Source organism: Streptococcus sp. 27098_8_134, from assembly GCF_041431675.1.
GTDB classification, from domain to species: domain Bacteria; phylum Bacillota; class Bacilli; order Lactobacillales; family Streptococcaceae; genus Streptococcus; species Streptococcus sanguinis_R.
Window position 1 is genome coordinate 41,167 of record NZ_JAPVYD010000006.1, and the last position, 18,174, is coordinate 59,340.

The window sequence follows — 18,174 nt, forward strand, 5'->3', positions numbered from 1 at the left end:
AATTTCATACCTAAAGAAAGGACTCAAACATGAAAAAAGAAACATTCTCAGACAAGATGATCAAACGATTTTACGGTATTACTGGACCTTTGGATGAGCAGAAGCGCCAACAGGCTGAGCATTTAGGAAATATAGGCTTTATCTGGCTTTTCTTGATTTTGCAAGTTGGTAATTTCCTAGCTTTCATGCTAGCCGATATCTATCCAGGCTTAGATGCTCGAATTTACCCCATTATTATAGAGCTTCTTACCTTTATAATAGCTGGTATCATTTACTTCAGGTCTGAGAAAGAGCACCTGGCAGATTTGGATTTGGAACTCATGAGTGAAAAAGAAAAGCGCAAGCTTCAATATCCTGGTCTTAAGATTGCTCTCTTCGTTGGGTTGACTTTTCATCCTATCTTTAGCCTTGTAGAAGCAGTCACTCTCAAGCAAGACTTTTTCACTCTCTTTTTACAAGCTGATCGAATCCTAAAAACAGCCTTGATCGCTAGCATTTTAGGTATTTTTATCAGCTTTTACTTCAAATCACGCAAACACCATACTGAACAGAGCGAATAATCCCTCGACTTAAGCTAGAAAGGACTCAAACATGAAAAAAGAAACATTCTCAGACAAGATGATTAAACGATTTTACGGCATTACTGGACCTTTGGACGAGCAAAAGCGCCAACAGGCTGAGCACTTAGGAAATATAGGCTTTATTTGGCTTTTCTTTATTCTGATTTTTGGCAATGCCATCGCCTTTCCCCTAGCCTTTCGATGGCCCAAAATTATCGCTGTTGCTTATCCTATCCTGCTGGAAATCCTTATCCTCGGCTTCTGTGTCTATATAGTTATTCAAGCACGGCGCAAAGGAATTGATGACCTAGAGCTAGGACTTCAGGATGAAAAAGAAGAAAAAGCTATGAAACATGCTGGTCTCAAAGCAGGTTTCTCCTATTGGCTGCTCTTTTACCCTCTCTTTAGCATCATGATAGCTGTCATGGAAAAGAAAGATATCCTACAAGTTTTGCTTCAGCCAAAACTCATTATAGCTGGATTAGCTGCTGGTCTTGGATTTGGACTGATGATGCATTTCATTGCCAAAGGAAAGATTCGTCAAGCACAAAAAAAGGAGGAAGAAGACCTATGAGACTCAATCTCAAAGAAAAAATGGATTTAGGGATTCTATGCCTCATTATTGCCATCGCTGCTTATTTCTTTTTCCGTATCACGGAGCCTTGGATTTTCTGGCTGGATGTAGCAATCATCGTTAGCTGCATCTATATAGCCCTCCGCATTTTGAAAAAACATAAACAAGAATAAAAGAATCCCTCGACAGGAACTTTCTAACTTCCTAGCGAGGGATTTTTTTATATTAACTTAAGACTCTGGGTCATCCAGACTGCGGCCATGAAGACCTTTCTCACGCTGAACTTGACGCAATTTTTCAGGCGTTACATCATTACCATCCTCGTCAACAATCTTGATGCCTTCAATATGATGGCGAACAGAACGACGGTAGCCTTCGATGTACTCTTCACGAAGCTTGGCCTGTTCCACTTTTTCCTCAGCAGTTAGGCCTTCCGTTTTTTTCTTTTTAGCCAGTTCATTGATACGTTCAATTTTTTTAGGATCCATGATTCTACCTCTCTCTTACCTTTTATTTGGTATTAATCTGATTAAACTGAGCCATTTGTCCCGCTTTGGCTGTCAAAGAAGACAGGAGAGCTAGACGGTTGTTACGCACAGTCTCATCTTCTGCCATGACCATGGTATGGTCAAAGAAAGCATCAATAACTGGACTGAGAGCAAAGAGTTGGTCCAGATTGGTAGCTAAGTCAGATGTCAGCTCCACTTTCTCAATGGCTGCAGCCAAGTCTTTTTCCTCTTGATTTTCAAAGAGTGCTGAATTGACAGCTGTCTGCCCTTGGGCTTTCTCAGCCAGATTGAAGACCCGAGATAGACTTTCTACTGCTGGCTTAAAGTTATCTTCCTGAGCTTTTTCTGCTAGAAGCGCAGCTGTTTCTACCAAATCACGTACGACGAAGTGAGTGCTTTGAAGAACAGCCGTCACGATGTCTTTCGGAATGCTGCGATCCATCATCTTCTCAACGCGGGCACGGAAGAAATCCAGCACAGCTGCTTGATTGTCATAACTTAGGCTATCAAATTTCAGTTCGTAAAGTCGACCAAGAAGCTGAGCCAAGTCAATGTTCCAGCCAAACTTGTCCAAGATACGCACAACGCCCTGAGTCGCACGTCGCAGAGCATAAGGATCATTGGAACCGCTTGGAATCAAGCCAACTGAGAAGAAAGACAGAATAGTATCCAGCTTATCAGCCAGAGCCAAGACTGCTCCGACCTTGGTGTCAGGCAATTCCCCATCTGCTGAAGTCGGCATATAGTGCTCCCGAATGGCAGCTGCCACCGCAGCATTCTCACCAGCCAGAAGAGCATACTTTTCACCCATGATACCTTGCAGCTCATCAAATTCGCCAACCATGCCAGTCAGCAGGTCAAACTTATAAATAGCCGCTGCACGAGCCAAGTCAGCTGTCTCATCAGCATCCAATCCTGCTTCTTGCGCCAAGAGAGCAGCAATCTTACCAGTCCGCTCCATGTGCTCTGCCAGAGAGCCAATCTTTTCGTGGAAGGTCACATTGCTCAGCTTTTCAACCAAGTCGGCAATAGCCAGCTTTTGGTCTTCCCGCCAGAAGAATTCCCCATCTTCCAGACGAGCCACCAAGACTTTTTCATTTCCCTTGATGACATTTTCTAAATGCTCTGCATTTCCATTGCGAACAGAGATAAAGTGTGGTAAAAGTTTGCCTCCACCATCGCGCACAACAAAGTAACGCTGGTGCTCTTTCATGGAAGTTACCAAGACTTCCTCAGGCACCTCTAAGTATTTGGCGTCAAAATTACCTAGGAAAGCAGTTGGATATTCTACCAGATTCAACACTTCATTGAGCAGGTCTTCGTCAATCTCTATAGAAACTCCGTGCTCCTCTTCCAGTGCTCGAATCTGCTCAACAATCATATCTCCCCGCTCAAGAGGACTGGCAATGACAAACTGAGCTCGTAGGTCATCTTCATAGGAATCTGCTGAAGCAATCTCTGTTTCTTTCCCCAAGAAACGGTGCCCACGGCTAGTACGGCCGCTCTTGATGTCCAAGAAATTCAAGTCAAAGGCTTCCTCATCTAAGAGTACAGTCAAGGTGTGGACCGGACGGATGTATTCAAAGGTATTGTTGGCCCAGTGCATGCTGACAGGGAAGGTCAGGGCTTGCAGAACTTCTGTCACTGCTGGGATGATTTCCTCTACCGGACGGCCGATTTCTTCCTTGGTCACATAGACGTATTCTTCGCCCTTGATTTCACGGAAAGTAATGTCCTCAACCGTCAAGCCCTTGCCACGGACAAAGCCTTCTGCAGCCTTGGTAAAGTTGCCATCTGCGTCCAGAGCAATTTTCTTAGAAGGGCCTTTGAAATCTTCTGTCAGATCAGACTGCTTATCCGCCAAGCCAACCACGCGCACCGCCAGACGACGCGGTGTGGAGAACATTTCAATTTTCTCAAAGGTCAGACGATGGTCTGTCAGGAAGGCTCCCATCTTGTCGCGCAGCTGCTTCATGCTCGGTGTCACGACATAGGCTGGCATTTCCTCCAAGCCTAATTCAACTAATAAATTTTTTACCATGATTATTCTCCCTCCTCTGCCAAGAGTTTCTCGCGAGTCTCTGCATCCAAAAGCGGATAGCCCAGACGCTTGCGCTCAGCCACAAAGGTCTTGGCCACAACACGCGCCAGATTACGAATACGGGCAATGTAACCAGCCCGCTCTGTCACAGATACGGCTCCACGCGCATCCAAGAGGTTAAAGGTATGCGAGCATTTGAGAACATAGTCATAGGCCGGGTGCACCAGATGCTCGTCCAGACAGCGCTTGGCTTCTGCTTCAAACTTTTCAAAATTCCCCAGGAGCAAGTCTTGGTCGCTGACCTCAAAGCTGTACTTGGAATGTTCATACTCAGGATGCGTGAAAATTTCGCCGTACTTAACGCCATCAGCCCACTCAATGTCATAGACAGAGTCCACTTCTTGGATATAAGAAGCCAGACGCTCCAGACCATAAGTCACCTCAGCAGTCACCGGTTGAGTTGGTAGGCCTCCGACCTGCTGGAAGTAGGTGAACTGAGTGATTTCCATACCATCCAGCCAGACTTCCCAGCCCAGACCAGCAGAGCCAGTTGACGGGTTTTCCCAGTTATCCTCGACAAAGCGGATATCGTGCTCCAATGGATTGATGCCCAAGAGCTCCAAAGACTGCAAATAAAGCTCTTGGATATTGCTTGGAGATGGCTTCATGACCACCTGAAATTGATGGTGCTGATAAAGACGGTTCGGATTTTCTCCATAGCGGCCATCTGCTGGCCGACGAGAAGGCTCTACGTAGGCCGCATTCCAAGGCTCTGGCCCAATAGCCCGCAGGAAGGTATAGGGACTCATCGTTCCCGCCCCCTTCTCATTATCATAAGCCTGCATGAGCATACAACCCTGGTCATTCCAGAACTGTTGTAGAGTCAGGATAATTTCTTGAAAAGTCAATTTTTTAGACATTTGTTACTCCTTTAGTTTCTTGAGATTCTTGCGAAGCGTTCAAAAGGGAACGATTATTTCCCTTTTGAAAAGCTAGTATATCGCCTAGACAAACCGCCCCATAGCGGTTGTCGTTAGTCAATCGAACCTTTAGGTTCGCAATTGACTTTGGCGAGGTAAAATGTTAACTTCTTAGACATTAGTTACTCCTTTTGTTTATATCTCTTTGTCTATTATTTTCTGCTGTATGAACCAATCCAACAAGGGAAGTGTTTTATCTGTGTTTGCCCAATGACGATAAGAATCAGACACCGCTTGCACACTGCCTAGATTTTCTACTAGCTTGTCGACTGTCAAAAAACTGCGCCAGTATTCGTAAAAAATACTAGCATAATTCCCTTGATAAGTCGAAGTGCCGAAATCATTCAATGAGTGCCAACCGTGCTTTTTCTGAAAGAGCTCAACAAGAGACTGATTACAGGCCTTTTCCGTTTGAAATCCCTCATCTGTAAAGAAATACTTGCGGCTAATATACTCAACCATCCCTTCTTCAAACCAGATATAGGCACCGTATCCATCAAAGTCATCTAAAAAATGCTCCGACCAATGAGCCAACTCATGTCCTACAATCTGTAAGAGAGAATTTTCAGACAAAGACTGATAGTGGTTTGCTATTGCTTGAGTTTGGTGAGAGGTCTCGTAATTCTCCAACTGAAGGAGATACAAATCTTTCCAAACCGTCAATTCGGGAGTCATAACCATCCGCCTATCATTTGTATAGGCTGGTACAGGAATTTCCCGAATGATCTGCGTAGCAGAATCAAAATCGGACCAAATGATGGCTTGCGGCAAGTCATAAACCGCAAACTCGTCTTTTAAAAATGTTAGATAATCCTGCAACTTTGCGGAATTCTTTGCGACGAAATCTCGAAAAGCTGCTAATTGGTTCTCGTCTTTTACAAGATAAAGGTTCTCCACGAATCTCCTTTCTTTCGAACAATGGATTCAGTACGCAAAAGAACCACATCCGACAGTCCTAGGCTATTTCACCTAGGGGCGTCAAGACGCGGTTCCACCCTAATTTATTACTTCATTACTTTAAAAATTATAACCGAAAGCGCCATCTGCACTGCTTCCCTATCCGGCTCACACTAGCCCGAACTCGCTAAAAAGTAGACAATGAGAATTCTTTCTAAAAAAGATTATAGCAGAAAATAGGGCCAATGTAAAATACTTATCTAAAAATCCCTCAAGTTTCAACTTAAGGGATTTTAACTAATCTAAACCAATTAGACTTGTTTAGGTTTTTTCGGTCTCACAACTCTTGGCTTTCTGCCATCAAGTTTTCTCTTGGCTGCTCTAAGATTGGCGATGGCTTCTTTGACATCTTCCTGGCTGGCACCTGGATTGGTCAAAACTTCCTTAGCCTGTGCATAAGCCTCTAGATAAGCCGCCTTAACCGCGTCAGTAGCATAGATAAACTTATTGCTGATGGCTTGGTAATGCACTTCATCATCGACTAGCTTCTTGAGATTGGTAAAGTTAGTCGCCTTGCCATCCAGCTTCTTCTCTGCTGTAGTCAGCTGAGCCAGGGCAGTATCAATTTGCTCCTGGGTCACCTTGTCCTGCACCAAGAGCAGAGCGACTGCTTGGAAGGCCTTGTCATAAGCGCGACGAGTCTTATCCTTAGCATTGGCATAAGTACCTGTCTTAGTGGTAGCCGCATAAGCCTCTACTGCCGCTTTAACCGCAGCAATATCAGAGTCCTTGCCGTCTAGATCAGCAGATGCTGTTTCTAGTTTTGCTCTTACGGCATCGACTTGCGTTTGGGTCAGTTTGCTTGTCAAAGCTTCCTTGGCTGCCTGATAGGCTTGGTCGTAGGCTGTGCGCTTCGCTGCAGAAGCATTGTAATACTGAGCAGTGCCGACCAGACTAGACTGCTGATTGACAGCTGCCAGCAAGCCTGACTTGACGATAACTCCCAGCTTCAGCAGGTTATTCTTACCTTCTTTGACCTCGACAGTCGGCTCATTTTCCCAGAGCTCGTAGCCAGTCGGCAGGTTGACAAAGACAGAGTAGAATCCAGCTGCTACGGATCTTCCAAAGGCATGCTTGCCAAACAGTTCTGCTGGAAGCGTATAGGCATCCCCATTATTATTCTTGAGAACCACTTGGGTATTCTTCGGAACAGCTTGATCAAAGGCAACGCTGACCGGTGCAAAGACCAGCTTCTTGACTAGAAACTCAATCGTCTTAAAGCTATCTTGGGCTGTCAGCTCAAACTCCTGAGTCAGATCGCTATAGAAACGAAGCCCATCCTTATCATAAGTAAAGATCTCTGCTGTATAGCGGCCAAATGGCAGAGCGTTGATTTTCTTGCCCTTGTCCAGTTCGACATACTTGCCCTTGCTATCCTTGATTCGATAGACAAAGGTCGACGATACATCCTGACGTGTATTAGCATCTACCAGAGCGACACGGATACGACCATCATTTTCAGCACTGACCAGTTCTGACAGAGCTATGGCATCACGGTTGCCTGCATAGTCCTCTACCACATAGAAAATCTTAGACTTGTCCACTCCTTTTGGCAAGGTGTAACTGCCATCCGCATTGGCTGAGATGTAAACCCGACGCTCGTAATCACGCTCAATGCCAAAATCATCCACGGCTTTATAAGTCTCTTTCCCTTTTTCATCTGCTTGCAGATAGAAGACCTGTTCTCTCAAAATACCGCCGTTGCCGACATCTTTTGGCTTGCGAGCCGTAAAGGTTTCTGCGCCATCCTTGGTACTGATATAGCCTGAACTAATCAAAGGTTTCTGCGTATCGATCTGCAGCTTAAAGGTAATCTGCTGCTCTTTAGCACCTGGTACATCTGGTGTATAGCGAACCACATAGGTATAGAGGCCATCTTCCAGCTTCTCACCCTTGCTATCACGACCATCCCAGTATGTATCTTCTAGTAGGTAGGACTTAGGATTGTCTGACTGACCACTATAATAGTTCTTGCGGCCTTCTCTAATCGTGCTGCTCTGCCAGATTGGGAAGCGATAGTCCGTATCATCTGCCGTATAGACACTAGCTGTCAGATTATTGATATTGCGATAGAGAACTGTCCGATACTGGATGCTGTCCTGATTACCATCTCCATTAGGTGAGAAGGCCAGACGAATCTTGCCATCCGCTCCCAGCTGCAGCACATGCTTACCATCAGCATTTTCTGCAGTTCCCAGTACAATTGAGCTGCGAGCAGCTGTTCGACCGGTAGAATAAAGTGTGTCATTTGACTCCGTCACAAGGGAAGAGACATTGTCATCAGACAGGATACCCTTGTCCTCTGGCACTGGGTAATAGAAGCCTGACTTGCCTTCTTGGACCAGATTATAGATTGGTCTTTCTACAGCTGGAAGATCTTGGAATTGCCCACGGAAGCCCATAAATGGCAGACTAACCACATCGCCGTCATCTGCTGGATCGACAAAGCGGACAAAGCCTTCTAGGAAATAGCCATTCGGCATCTGCTTGATCAACTCTTCTGCAAACTTAGCAGTATTTACCTTGACCGTCACTTTCTGGCTGCTGTGAGCCTTGACAGTAATTTCTGGCCAGACTGTTTCAGTTAGTTTGCGCGGTGTCAGAGTAAAGTAGCCATCCTTGACCGCATCCGTGTTGGTATTGACAATCATCTTCAGCGTCCGGTCCTTATCAGTGATATTATGAACCGTAACATCAAAGGTGAAGCTGTCTTGGACATTGCCCAAGGAAACGCTAGGATATTGGTTATCTCCTGTCACATAGAGACCAGTAGAAATAGCAGCTGCTGTATCTACGATACCAGCTCCCTGCTGACGCGGAGAAGTATAGACACCTGTTTCCTTGTTGACGTGCAGCTTAGCCGTAGACATGATGAGAGCTTTGACCAGATCTGTATTCTGGGCAGGTGTTAAGTCTGGATAATGCTGAAGGAGATATTCCTTGACCAGAGCTGCTACACCAGCTACATGAGGCGTAGCCATACTGGTTCCCTTCATAGAGCCATAGGTATTGTCATTAAGCGAAGAGTAAATATCGCCACCTGGTGCTGTCACATCTGGCTTGAGCAAGCCATCTGTCGTTACACCCCAACTAGAGAAGTCAGACAGACTACCAGCTCCTGGATGCGGCCGATTGACCTTAAGACCATTAAAGACTACCTTGTAATTACCAGCTGCCAAAGCCTCTCCATATTCCTTACTGATAAAGGCTGATGGAACCTTTTTAGATTCACTGTCCAGGCTCATCGTTAGGTTAGCTCCATCGACATTATTGTAGATCAGAGCACCAACAGCACCATGGCTGATGGCATTTCTAACCTTTTCAGCAAAGGTAAAGGAACCACGCTGGATAAGGGCCAGCTTCCCAGTCAAATCCTTACCAGCAAAGTCCTCTTCACGGCCAAGACCAACATGGACATACTCATATTCTTTGCCCTTTTCAAAGTTTGCATTTGTCTCACCCATGGAGTAGCTGAAATGACCGTTCAAAAGCTGATCGTTCTTTTCCAGACCACGAACTTCCATGACTTCTTCTGTCAGAACAGTGTTATTGATAGAAGCGACTGAGATAGAGCTTTCTGCTGTTGAAGGACTGCCAACTAGACCATAGTCTGGATTTTCAACCAGCGGTTTAGAGTATTCACTTCCGAAGGTGTTGTCATTACCAGCCGCAATAATCACACTCACCCCCTTGGCCCGAGCGCGCTCAATAGCGGCCTGCAGACTAGGGCTGACATCAACCGTTGAACCTGTTGCTGAACCTAGACTCATATTGATGGTATCAGCCCCCAAAGCCACCGCATCATCAATAGCTTTGATATAGATAGCGTCGCTAGTTGTGCGTTGACGGTCTGAGAAGACCCGCATAAACATAACTTGTGCTTCTGGCGCAACACCATAGACATACTCATTATTAGGCGCTTTCTTGTTGGGATTTCCCGCTGTAATCCCTGTTATGTGCATACCATGCGAGTAACTATTCTTTTCCTTGATATTGTCATCACCGTCGATATAGTTATAGGCATAGACAACCTTGCTGTTGTACCACTTCCCGTAGTCAATACCGGCCTTTCTCTTAGCCTCTTCCAGAGCTGCCTCTGTCTGATACTTGGCCTTTGACGGGTCAGAAATCTTCAGAACCTCATGGTGGACATCCAGACCTGAATCGATAATCGCTACCACACGGCCTTGACCTTTATAGCCTTGAGACCAGGTCTGAGGAACCTTGATGATCTCATTGGTACTGATACTGCTCGGTTTAGCATCCCGAGAAGTTGGTGACTCTGCTACTGCATCAGGATTAGCAGCAGGCTTTTCTGAGTTTGCGGCTGACGGAGACTCTGCAGTCGGACTAGCCGGATCTGTCGGCTTGGTCTCTGTGGCAGATGGCTGAGTTACCTTCTCAGCACTTGAAGAAGCCTCTTCTAATGAAGAAGTCGCTCCTTTCTCTACAGGAGCTACAGATGCTTCCTTAGCATCTGCCGTAGAAGGCTGACTAGCCTGCTCTGTACTTGAAGCAGCCGATTCAGAAGAAGCTGGTGCTGCTTTCTCCACAGGTGCTGGACTTACCGGCTGACTCTCAGGTGTAGCTGCTTGAGAAGCAGGCTCAGTCGCTGATACCACAGTGGCAGTCGGCAGGCCTTGCCCTGACGAACTAGCTGTCACCTGCTCATCTGCCTGAGCCTGTCCAGCACCAAAAACCAGAGCAGTTCCCAACAGAACAGAAGCCAAACCGAACTTGTATTTACGGAGTGAAAAACGTTGTCTTTGCATAGAAGTCTCCTTACTTTATTTATAAACCATATTATAATAAAAATTTTCTGACAATTCATACACTCCTAACAAATGTAACAAAAACGTAACAATTGCGAATGTTCTAACCAGAAAACTGCTATATGATAAAGTTTCAGGTCTCTATTTATTTGAAATACAGAACAAATACAGTTTAAAATCCGGAAATAAGAAAAACCAATCAGAACTAGCGCAGAATGTACCAGTTTGATTGGTTTGTGATAGGATGCTTATTAGATATTATTTCTCAAACTCAGCCAAAAACTTCTCCAGTTCTTCCTTAGCTTCAGGCGTTGTGCCTCTGATCTGGCCTAACATGTTTACAAGTTCAGCTGTTTTACTTTCAATCTCCTTGATATTGGCGACAATCTATGTTAGTGGAGCACATCCGCCAAGTTCCAGAGAGGCAGATAAACCACCCAGGAGATTTGAGTTGCTTCTTAAATGATAGACTCTCTTTTAGTTATTCAACCTAATTGTTTAGGTTGATACCTGTCATCAATTCTTTTTTCAACAAACAAATAAAGCTCAACTTATTGTTTTATTTACTTGTATGTGATAGTATAAAATAAAATGGATCTAAATCATAAAATTTTTAACTATATCAACTATACATCTTGAAAGGGCTAAAATGGAACTACAATTACAACTACCTTCTACTTTCAAAATCATTAGAGCCAAAGAAAATATTTCTAAAAAGGATTGGGAAAAATTTTTCGATAATGCTTGCCACAAAAAAGAAGGGAACTATAAATTTAAAGATAAAGATATAGATTCTGACTACTCTTATTACTCAAGAATTTTTAAAATTCACTCCAAACCTTCATTTATTATTAACTCTAGTCTGATAGAGACCAAATATGGTTACTGCACTGTTGTCCTATACAAAGGATATATCTTGATAAATTCTAAATTTTGTTCTCTTAATAAGGAAATAATAAAAATAATAGGCACTGAGCTTCTTTTTGAAGAATTTACAAAATATTTCACTAAAGATACAGCTGAATTTGAGAAAATTACCCTTTCAAACTCTTCTATAATGTCAGGAATCAGAAACAGGATTATTGAGGGACAAAATCTCCAAGAAAACTTTCGACCAATTTATTCATCTAAACATGTTCTAAAAGGTTTTAGAGTTCTCCAAGATGGGGTTGTATTTTCTCAATCTCCATCAACATCTAAATTAAACTATCGAAATGGCAAACAACAAGTTGAAGATTATATAAAGTGGTGTAAAACAATTATTGATGATATGAATACTAATAATAGTCCAAGATATATTGATAATTTTGCTAAACCAGTAGATATTTCAAAAATGAAGGATTTAATTCCCAAAATAATTCTTATTGATTTAAATTTCTTAAAAGACCGTGAAGATGTAGAGTTTATAAATCGTAAGGAACAAGTTAGTATTAAACCTAATTTTATTTTTCAATATTATAATGGTATGTTTGAACTACAAGAGTTACCAAATGATAATTATATGATTAATTACAACTATCCGACCTTATTACAATCAAAAGCTGATTTTAGTAAAATGAAACTTATTAAAAATCATACTCACTCTTTTAAAAAATATAAATACCAATTTGAAAATCAGCAAAAAAATCGATTAAAAATTAGCAAAAACAAAAAAACAATTACATATAAAATTGAAGATATTGATGTGCATTATATACACGAGGATGATAATAAAGTGTCTACCTTAAAAGAATTAATCGAAGGTAATTCTACTATCCTTTTTGACAATTCTCAATTTTTCTATTTTAATAAAACCTTATTTCATGACTCTCAATTAAATGATTCGGAATTTTTACGCTATTTTTCCGAAGAAAAAAATTTAGAAAACTCTACTTCTGAAAAGGGCGAATTTTTGACAAATTCCAATAATTTTTCTAATACTTCCATTTTTCACATACTAGAAAAACGATTGCAAGATAACAGATACACTAACATTATCTGTGATGATTTAGGGAATGAACGTGCTGACTATATTGCTTTTGACGAAAATCGCTTAGGTTTTTTCCATGCTAAATATAAAAAAGTGGAAAGTGAACGAGGTATGAAATCTGCATCTGCTTTACATGATGTAGTTAGTCAAGCGTTAAAGAATCTAGTTTTTTTAGATAATATCGAAAATATTAATTTAGAAAAAACTTATGAGGACAAATGGTCAAAAAATATAATAAATAACCAAATACAAACGCAAATTGAACGGATAAGAAAGTCTGATACCCCTGAAAAAATAGTAGACAGGCTCATAGAAACAAATAGACAAATAAATGTCCAAAAATATATGGTTTTAGTTGTAAATTTTATTTCAAAAAGCGAGATTGACAACTATTTGCAAAACAAATCAACTGATACCCAAATTCAACAAATGATCTGGCTACTATCTTCTTTCATTTCTACCTGTCAAGAAATGAATATAATTCCTCAAATTATATGTAAACCTTAAATAAATTGGAGAAAATGAAATTTAATCCTGAAATCGCCCGTAAAATCTTACTAGATATTGAAGAATTACATAAGATGGCCATGAATTTCTAGAGAAAATTAGAACTCCTAAAATTTGAAGAGAAACTATAGATACAGCATCTAAAATAAGCACATTTTCATTAGAATTTTTATCTCAAATTGCATCAAACATCATATCGAATTCTATAAAATAAAAGTAATCTCCACCTACTTTCTCTCTTTCAAAATGCTCTTAAATTTACTAAAATTATACCACGAAAACACCAAAAATCCCCTAGAATTTACAATTCCAGGGGAGTATTCTTTATCCTGTTACTTCCGGTACTTGTTCCGGTTTTGTTTTCTTATTTGGGCTAGCCAGGCGTCGCTTGCTGTCTCGGATGGTGTTGAGATCCTTGAGGAGTTTGGCAAAGTGGGCTTTCTCAGGATAGGCTTCTGCAGAGGCTGCGGTATAGCGCATAAAGAGGTCATAAGTGCGGGAGATTTCCGTGCGCAGCTGCTTGGTCTTACCGACTTCTTTGCTGGACTTGGCTGCACGCGCTAGGGCTTCAGCCTTATCATAGTCTTCCTGAGCAATCGTCACTGCGCTAATCACTGGTGAGAGTCCCAGCGTAGTCACTGCCGCATTGTAAGGCTCTTCCTTGAGAGTTTTGATGAGACTCTTGATCTCAGCAGTGGCGACATCGTTATTATGCTTGGTGATATCCTTGTACTTAGTCAGGACTGGAGCCAGCGCCTCATGCGCTTCCTTGAACTTTGCTTCCTTTATCTTAGCAAATCCCCTATGCAAGGTAAAGAGCCCAACCAGAGCGCTGTCCCGCTCCTTATCTACCTCTGCCAGACTCGTGGTTTGTTTCTTTTCCACGCTGGCTAGCTGTTCTTGGAACTCTGCTAGCTTGTTCGCAAAGGGCTCCAAGTGCGTGCTATACATATCTTCGTTCTTGTTTGCCTTGACAAAGTCGGTGATGATTTGACGAGAATCCGTCATCAAACTTTCAAACTCACGGTGAGTAAAGTTGCTATAGGTCAAGGGGCGAATGGTATAGTTAGTAGTCATAATAAACCTCTCCAATAATTTGATGAACTAAGTATAACACGTGACAATAAATCTTTTGTATGGCTGCCCTGAAATGTCATTTTTTATCCCTGAAATAACACTTTTTCAAAATCAAAGACATAAAATATCCCCACCTGATGATTTCTTCAACTTCAGATAGGGATTATTTCTCTTTAAAAATGAATTATTAAGGCATTTCACGCTTAGAATACTTTAAAAGTTTAACAAACGCTGGTATTCAAACTTCAGAAAACCTGTAAATTATAGCAAATCACATCATCTGACAGATAGAAAGCACGGATTTTTTAGCAAACTGGACTATTCGAAACCTTGTTTATCTAAATATTTTAGTAAACACTCGTATTCAGCCTTTAGATTGATTGGATATTTAGCCACAGATGACTCTTCGAGTTTTTAATGATTACCTTTCTCTCTCATCTCCCCACTCTCAAGGGCTCGAAGAGCTCCTCAATCAGTTGGGTGTAATTTCCAATTCTTGGGTCTTCTTCATCTAACTCCCCATCTTAGTTTTTCGTTGGATATTGGTCTCATTTTACATCTCTCATTATAGCACAGAAGCACCTAGTTTTATAGTTTCTTCTGGCGGTAGAGATAAAAATCCCCAGTTCTTTTCAAACTGGGGATACTTTTATATTTTTAATTCATACACTTCCTGCCAGCCGGCTGGTCCTAATATGCGTTGGGGCTGTTTGCTAAAACCAGTCTCTCGGTAGAGGTAGGAAGCGACTTGATTTCTCTCATTGACACCTAGGATAATACTTTTATACATGGGCAAATGTTCTCTTATGAACTCAGGCAAGAGCTTCAGCGTCTGACTACCGTACCCTCGCATCCGAAAGCCTTCATCCGTTGAAAAGCTACGAAGGAGCAAGCTCTCTGGCTGACCTCCATAAGTGTACTTCTCTTCCCTAGCATCCAAGATCAGAAAAGTTACGATTTGATGTTCTTCAAGACCCAAGATGGCATAGCGATTTTCTAAGTCAGCGACAGCCTGGCTAGGATGATTGGTAAATCTCAAGTCGGTTAAATGGTAAGACTGCAAGACTTCTCTATCTGAACTTCTATAGAATCGGATTTTCATCTAAAAATCCATTTCATCAGGATTTGGTGCGCCACCCGCCAGGCCACTGATATTTTTGAGGACTTCTAAGTCTGCTGTATCTAGCTCGATGTCAAAGCAGTCTAGATTGCTGGCAATCCGGCTCGGAGTGACCGACTTAGGCAGAGGCAGGAAGCCTTCCTGCAAGCTCCAAGCTAAAGCGACTTGGGCAATGGTCTTGCCATACTTGTCTGCCACAGCCTGCACGGCTGGATTTTGGAAGAGCTCACCTTGGCCAAATGGTCCCCAAGCTTCCAGTAAAATCTCATGCTTACGGCAGAAGTTCACCGCCTCTGTCTGATAGACACCTGGAGCCAGGCGGATTTGATTGACAGCAGGAGTCATGCGAGCTGTCTCAAGCAAGGCTTCTAAGTGATGAGGCAGGAAATTGCTGACGCCAATCGCTCGAATCTTTCCGAGATTATAGAGGTCTTCCATAGCCCGCCAGACCTCAGCATTCCGCTTTTTCCAAGCATCGTTTTCCCTCAGGGGTTTGGGATTAGGCCAGTGGATGAGGTAGAGGTCCAGATAGTCCAGTCCCAACCGCTCCATTGAGGCAGCAAAGGCCTCTTGAGCCTCCTCATAAGTATGAATATCATTCCAAAGCTTGGTCGTGATGAAGAGCTCCTCCCGCGGAATGCCGCTGTCCTTGATTGCCCGTCCGACACTCTCTTCGTTCTTATAGATGGCTGCCGTATCAATGTGACGATAGCCTGCCTTGAGAGCGGCTAATGTTGCTTGATAAGCTTCTTCGCCATCCTGAGCCTTCCAAGTACCGAAGCCCAGCACCGGAATGCCAACACCGTTGTTCAAAAGATATTCTCTCATCTCATGTCTCCTTTATAAGTTCCATCTACTGCCTTCAGTAAGGCAGCTGCTACAGTGATTACAAGAGCAGAACTGCTCATTTCTTTTCCTTTTTCTTCAGTATTGGTTTGGGTTTGAAGATATTTTCCTTGGTCGGCTCCATACCTTTACTGAAAAAGCTATAGATAATGAAAGCAAGTCCTGCGACAAGGATCAAGATTCGTCCAAATATCAGTCCGGCCAGCAGTAAAACAAGTCCCATTATCAAAAATTTCGCATCAATTCGTTTCATAGCCTACTCCTGTTTGCATTATAGTCTCATTATATCACGCTTAAGAAAGCAATTCAAATCTAGGCGAAGACTATCAAGGCGTCTGCCAACCAAAAAGAACAGGTTGCCCTGCTCTTTCTGAAAAATATAAGGAGACTAATTTCAATACCTGCGGTTCTCATACATGGAATCGTTCTTGACCATCAAGATAAGTAGCTACCAGCTCTAAATCTTTATCTAAAACGATAAAGTCAGCATCGTAGCCTTCCTTGATCTGTCCGCAGACATCATCAATATGGACTGATTTTGCCGGAATCAGGCTAGCCATCATGACCGCCTGATGAGGATTGGCAATGCCCCATTTGACCACATTTTTCAATCCGTCCTTGAGCTTGAGGATAGAGCCAGCTAGATTGCCCGTTGACTTGAGCCGAGCTGTTCCATCCGCCACAACCACTGGAAATTCTCCCAGCATGTAGTCACCATCTTCAAGACCTCCTGCGGTCATACAGTCAGTAATGAGGGCAATATTTTCATGTCCCTTCTGCTTGAGCAAGATGTCACAGGCCTTAGGATCCACATGGTGGCCGTCACAAATCAGTTCCGCATAGGTGTGGGGCAACTCATACATGGCACCAACCATGCCCAGCTCCCGGTGGGTCAAGCCCCGCATGCCATTATAAGCATGCACCCAAACGCTGGCACCAGCTTCGACCGCAGTCTTAGCTTCATCAAAGGTTGCGTTAGAATGCCCCAGAGCAACGGTCACACCTTCATCAGTCAGCGTGCGGACAAATTCCTCTACGCCTTCACGTTCTGGTGCGAGAGCTATCTTATTGAGCAAGCCATTTGCGGCTTTCTGCCAAGCACGAAACTCATCCATACTAGGATCTTTCATATAGGCCGGATTTTGAGCGCCTTTATACTTTTCGGTGAAATAAGGCCCTTCAAAATAGAGACCGCGAATCTTGGCTCCGCTGGCTTCTTGATAGCGTGCACCGATATTTTCAGTAACCGCCAAAAGCCGCTCATAGGACGATGTCAGGGTTGTTGGTAAAAAGCTGGTCACACCGGTAGTCAAGAGACCCTCACTCATGGTATGAAGAGTTCCTTCAATGTTATTGTCCATCACATCAACACCACCAAATCCGTGAATATGAGTGTCCACCAGACCTGGTGCAATCGAGTAGCCACTGTAGTCTATGACCTCTGCATCCTGCGGAACAGACTGCACCAGCTTGCCAAACTTACCGTCAATCAGCTCTAAATAACCGCCCTGACGGATTCCCTGAGGATAGAAAAATTGATCTGCTTTAATATATGTAGGCATAAGACTGCCTCCCTTGTCTTGACTTCTGTATTCTCTGCCATTCAAAGCGGAATTCTGTGATAGAGCTAGCATCTTTCTATAGCTGCTTTCTAACTCCCGCTTTTGAATCTCTGAGTTTTCTTGACTATATTATAACTCTTTCTTTTTTATTTGTAAATGGTATATACCTATTTTTATGAAAAATTGTTATATTAAATTAAAAAACAGAAAACCCAGCCATAACAGCTGAGTTTCTGCTTTATTTTTTATCTAAATCGCGCAGCATCTGGTCGATTTTATTGCCATACTCGATGGATTCGTCCTTGACAAAGGTCAAATCTGGAATCTTGTACATCTTCAGATTGTGGCCCAGCTCCCGCTTGATGGTACCGGTCGCTTTTTCCAGACCGGTCTGAGCTTTTTGATTATCAGAGGCCAGATTGCTCATAATCGTGTAGTAGACCTTGGCCATGGATAGGTCGCCCAGCATTTGGACATCGGTAATGGTTACTCCCTGTACCCGCGGGTCACGAACTTTCTTCTGCAAAATTTCATTGACTTCGCGCTTGATTTCCATGCCCACACGGTCTGTACGAAAATTATTTGCCATGAGATTTCCTTTCTAATTTTTCTCTTCTGCAATATAAGCTAGGCCTAGCCTAGCTTATATTTTAGTTTTAATGAATGAAATTCGATCTAAACTCTTTGTGAAAAAGATGTG

At 42.8% G+C, this 18,174-nt stretch carries 15 protein-coding genes; 4 read left to right on the plus strand and 11 right to left on the minus strand.

The window, feature by feature from the left end; genetic code table 11:
* Positions 1-29 precede the first annotated feature (29 nt).
* Genes O3620_RS11470 through O3620_RS11480 form a run of 3 tightly spaced genes read left to right on the plus strand, consistent with a single transcriptional unit; the run spans position 30 to position 1,307 of the window.
* Positions 30-560 carry a DUF3278 domain-containing protein gene (locus tag O3620_RS11470; protein ID WP_371601754.1) on the plus strand — a complete coding sequence of 177 codons (531 nt, stop codon included), beginning with the start codon at positions 30-32 and terminating at the stop codon, positions 558-560.
* Positions 561-591: 31 nt separating this feature from the next.
* On the plus strand, positions 592-1,134 hold the full coding sequence (locus tag O3620_RS11475) for a DUF3278 domain-containing protein (RefSeq protein ID WP_371601755.1): 543 nt from the start codon (positions 592-594) through the stop codon (positions 1,132-1,134).
* A complete protein-coding gene (locus O3620_RS11480) occupies positions 1,131-1,307 on the plus strand; it encodes a hypothetical protein (protein WP_371601756.1) in 177 nt (58 codons plus the stop codon). The genes O3620_RS11475 and O3620_RS11480 overlap by 4 nt, the downstream gene beginning before the upstream one ends.
* 57 nt (positions 1,308-1,364) lie before the next feature.
* Here O3620_RS11480 and O3620_RS11485 read toward each other — a convergent pair whose 3' ends face one another.
* The 5 genes from O3620_RS11485 to O3620_RS11505 form a co-directional block, all read right to left on the minus strand.
* Positions 1,365-1,622, minus strand: coding sequence for a DUF896 family protein (locus O3620_RS11485; RefSeq protein WP_002916326.1), 258 nt, complete (start codon positions 1,620-1,622; stop codon positions 1,365-1,367).
* Positions 1,623-1,644: 22 nt separating this feature from the next.
* Positions 1,645-3,684, minus strand: a complete 2,040-nt coding sequence (gene glyS / locus O3620_RS11490; RefSeq protein ID WP_371601757.1) for a glycine--tRNA ligase subunit beta — start codon at positions 3,682-3,684, stop codon at positions 1,645-1,647.
* A 2-nt stretch (positions 3,685-3,686) separates the two neighbouring features.
* On the minus strand, positions 3,687-4,604 hold the full coding sequence (glyQ, locus tag O3620_RS11495; protein ID WP_002893545.1) for a glycine--tRNA ligase subunit alpha: 918 nt from the start codon (positions 4,602-4,604) through the stop codon (positions 3,687-3,689).
* A gap of 195 nt (positions 4,605-4,799) precedes the next feature.
* Entirely contained in the window at positions 4,800-5,561 is a 762-nt protein-coding gene (locus tag O3620_RS11500) for a hypothetical protein (RefSeq protein WP_002920074.1), read from the minus strand.
* A gap of 311 nt (positions 5,562-5,872) precedes the next feature.
* On the minus strand, positions 5,873-10,393 hold the full coding sequence (locus O3620_RS11505; RefSeq protein ID WP_002920076.1) for a S8 family serine peptidase: 4,521 nt from the start codon (positions 10,391-10,393) through the stop codon (positions 5,873-5,875).
* 649 nt (positions 10,394-11,042) lie between these two features.
* Here O3620_RS11505 and O3620_RS11510 point away from each other — a divergent pair.
* On the plus strand, positions 11,043-12,869 hold the full coding sequence (locus tag O3620_RS11510) for a hypothetical protein (protein WP_049553142.1): 1,827 nt from the start codon (positions 11,043-11,045) through the stop codon (positions 12,867-12,869).
* A gap of 324 nt (positions 12,870-13,193) precedes the next feature.
* Here the strand turns inward: O3620_RS11510 and O3620_RS11515 are convergent, their stop codons facing one another.
* The 6 genes from O3620_RS11515 to rbfA form a co-directional block, all read right to left on the minus strand.
* Complete coding sequence (locus O3620_RS11515) at positions 13,194-13,946, minus strand: DUF6261 family protein (protein ID WP_002920079.1); 753 nt, start codon at positions 13,944-13,946, stop codon at positions 13,194-13,196.
* Between the two features lie 649 nt (positions 13,947-14,595).
* On the minus strand, positions 14,596-15,048 hold the full coding sequence (locus O3620_RS11520) for a GNAT family N-acetyltransferase (RefSeq protein ID WP_002920080.1): 453 nt from the start codon (positions 15,046-15,048) through the stop codon (positions 14,596-14,598).
* Entirely contained in the window at positions 15,049-15,894 is an 846-nt protein-coding gene (locus O3620_RS11525; protein ID WP_002920081.1) for an aldo/keto reductase, read from the minus strand.
* Between the two features lie 76 nt (positions 15,895-15,970).
* Positions 15,971-16,165: a hypothetical protein gene (locus O3620_RS11530; RefSeq protein WP_002918060.1), complete on the minus strand. Its 195-nt coding sequence runs from the start codon at positions 16,163-16,165 to the stop codon at positions 15,971-15,973.
* A gap of 157 nt (positions 16,166-16,322) precedes the next feature.
* Entirely contained in the window at positions 16,323-17,474 is a 1,152-nt protein-coding gene (nagA, locus tag O3620_RS11535) for an N-acetylglucosamine-6-phosphate deacetylase (protein WP_032913043.1), read from the minus strand.
* A gap of 238 nt (positions 17,475-17,712) precedes the next feature.
* Positions 17,713-18,063, minus strand: a complete 351-nt coding sequence (gene rbfA, locus O3620_RS11540; protein ID WP_002908941.1) for a 30S ribosome-binding factor RbfA — start codon at positions 18,061-18,063, stop codon at positions 17,713-17,715.
* Between the last annotated feature and the right edge of the window lie 111 nt (positions 18,064-18,174).

Bases quoted from the DNA above. Each gene is read 5' to 3' on its own strand.
- glyS (WP_371601757.1), bottom strand. From the start codon at position 3,684: ATGGTAAAAAATTTATTAGTTGAATTAGGCTTGGAGGAAATGCCAGCC.
- O3620_RS11530 (WP_002918060.1), bottom strand. From the start codon at position 16,165: ATGAAACGAATTGATGCGAAATTTTTGATAATGGGACTTGTTTTACTG.
- O3620_RS11470 (WP_371601754.1), top strand. From the start codon at position 30: ATGAAAAAAGAAACATTCTCAGACAAGATGATCAAACGATTTTACGGT.
- O3620_RS11515 (WP_002920079.1), bottom strand. From the start codon at position 13,946: ATGACTACTAACTATACCATTCGCCCCTTGACCTATAGCAACTTTACT.
- O3620_RS11475 (WP_371601755.1), top strand. From the start codon at position 592: ATGAAAAAAGAAACATTCTCAGACAAGATGATTAAACGATTTTACGGC.
- rbfA (WP_002908941.1), bottom strand. From the start codon at position 18,063: ATGGCAAATAATTTTCGTACAGACCGTGTGGGCATGGAAATCAAGCGC.
- O3620_RS11525 (WP_002920081.1), bottom strand. From the start codon at position 15,894: ATGAGAGAATATCTTTTGAACAACGGTGTTGGCATTCCGGTGCTGGGC.
- nagA (WP_032913043.1), bottom strand. From the start codon at position 17,474: ATGCCTACATATATTAAAGCAGATCAATTTTTCTATCCTCAGGGAATC.
- O3620_RS11520 (WP_002920080.1), bottom strand. From the start codon at position 15,048: ATGAAAATCCGATTCTATAGAAGTTCAGATAGAGAAGTCTTGCAGTCT.
- O3620_RS11510 (WP_049553142.1), top strand. From the start codon at position 11,043: ATGGAACTACAATTACAACTACCTTCTACTTTCAAAATCATTAGAGCC.
- O3620_RS11485 (WP_002916326.1), bottom strand. From the start codon at position 1,622: ATGGATCCTAAAAAAATTGAACGTATCAATGAACTGGCTAAAAAGAAA.
- O3620_RS11505 (WP_002920076.1), bottom strand. From the start codon at position 10,393: ATGCAAAGACAACGTTTTTCACTCCGTAAATACAAGTTCGGTTTGGCT.
- glyQ (WP_002893545.1), bottom strand. From the start codon at position 4,604: ATGTCTAAAAAATTGACTTTTCAAGAAATTATCCTGACTCTACAACAG.
- O3620_RS11480 (WP_371601756.1), top strand. From the start codon at position 1,131: ATGAGACTCAATCTCAAAGAAAAAATGGATTTAGGGATTCTATGCCTC.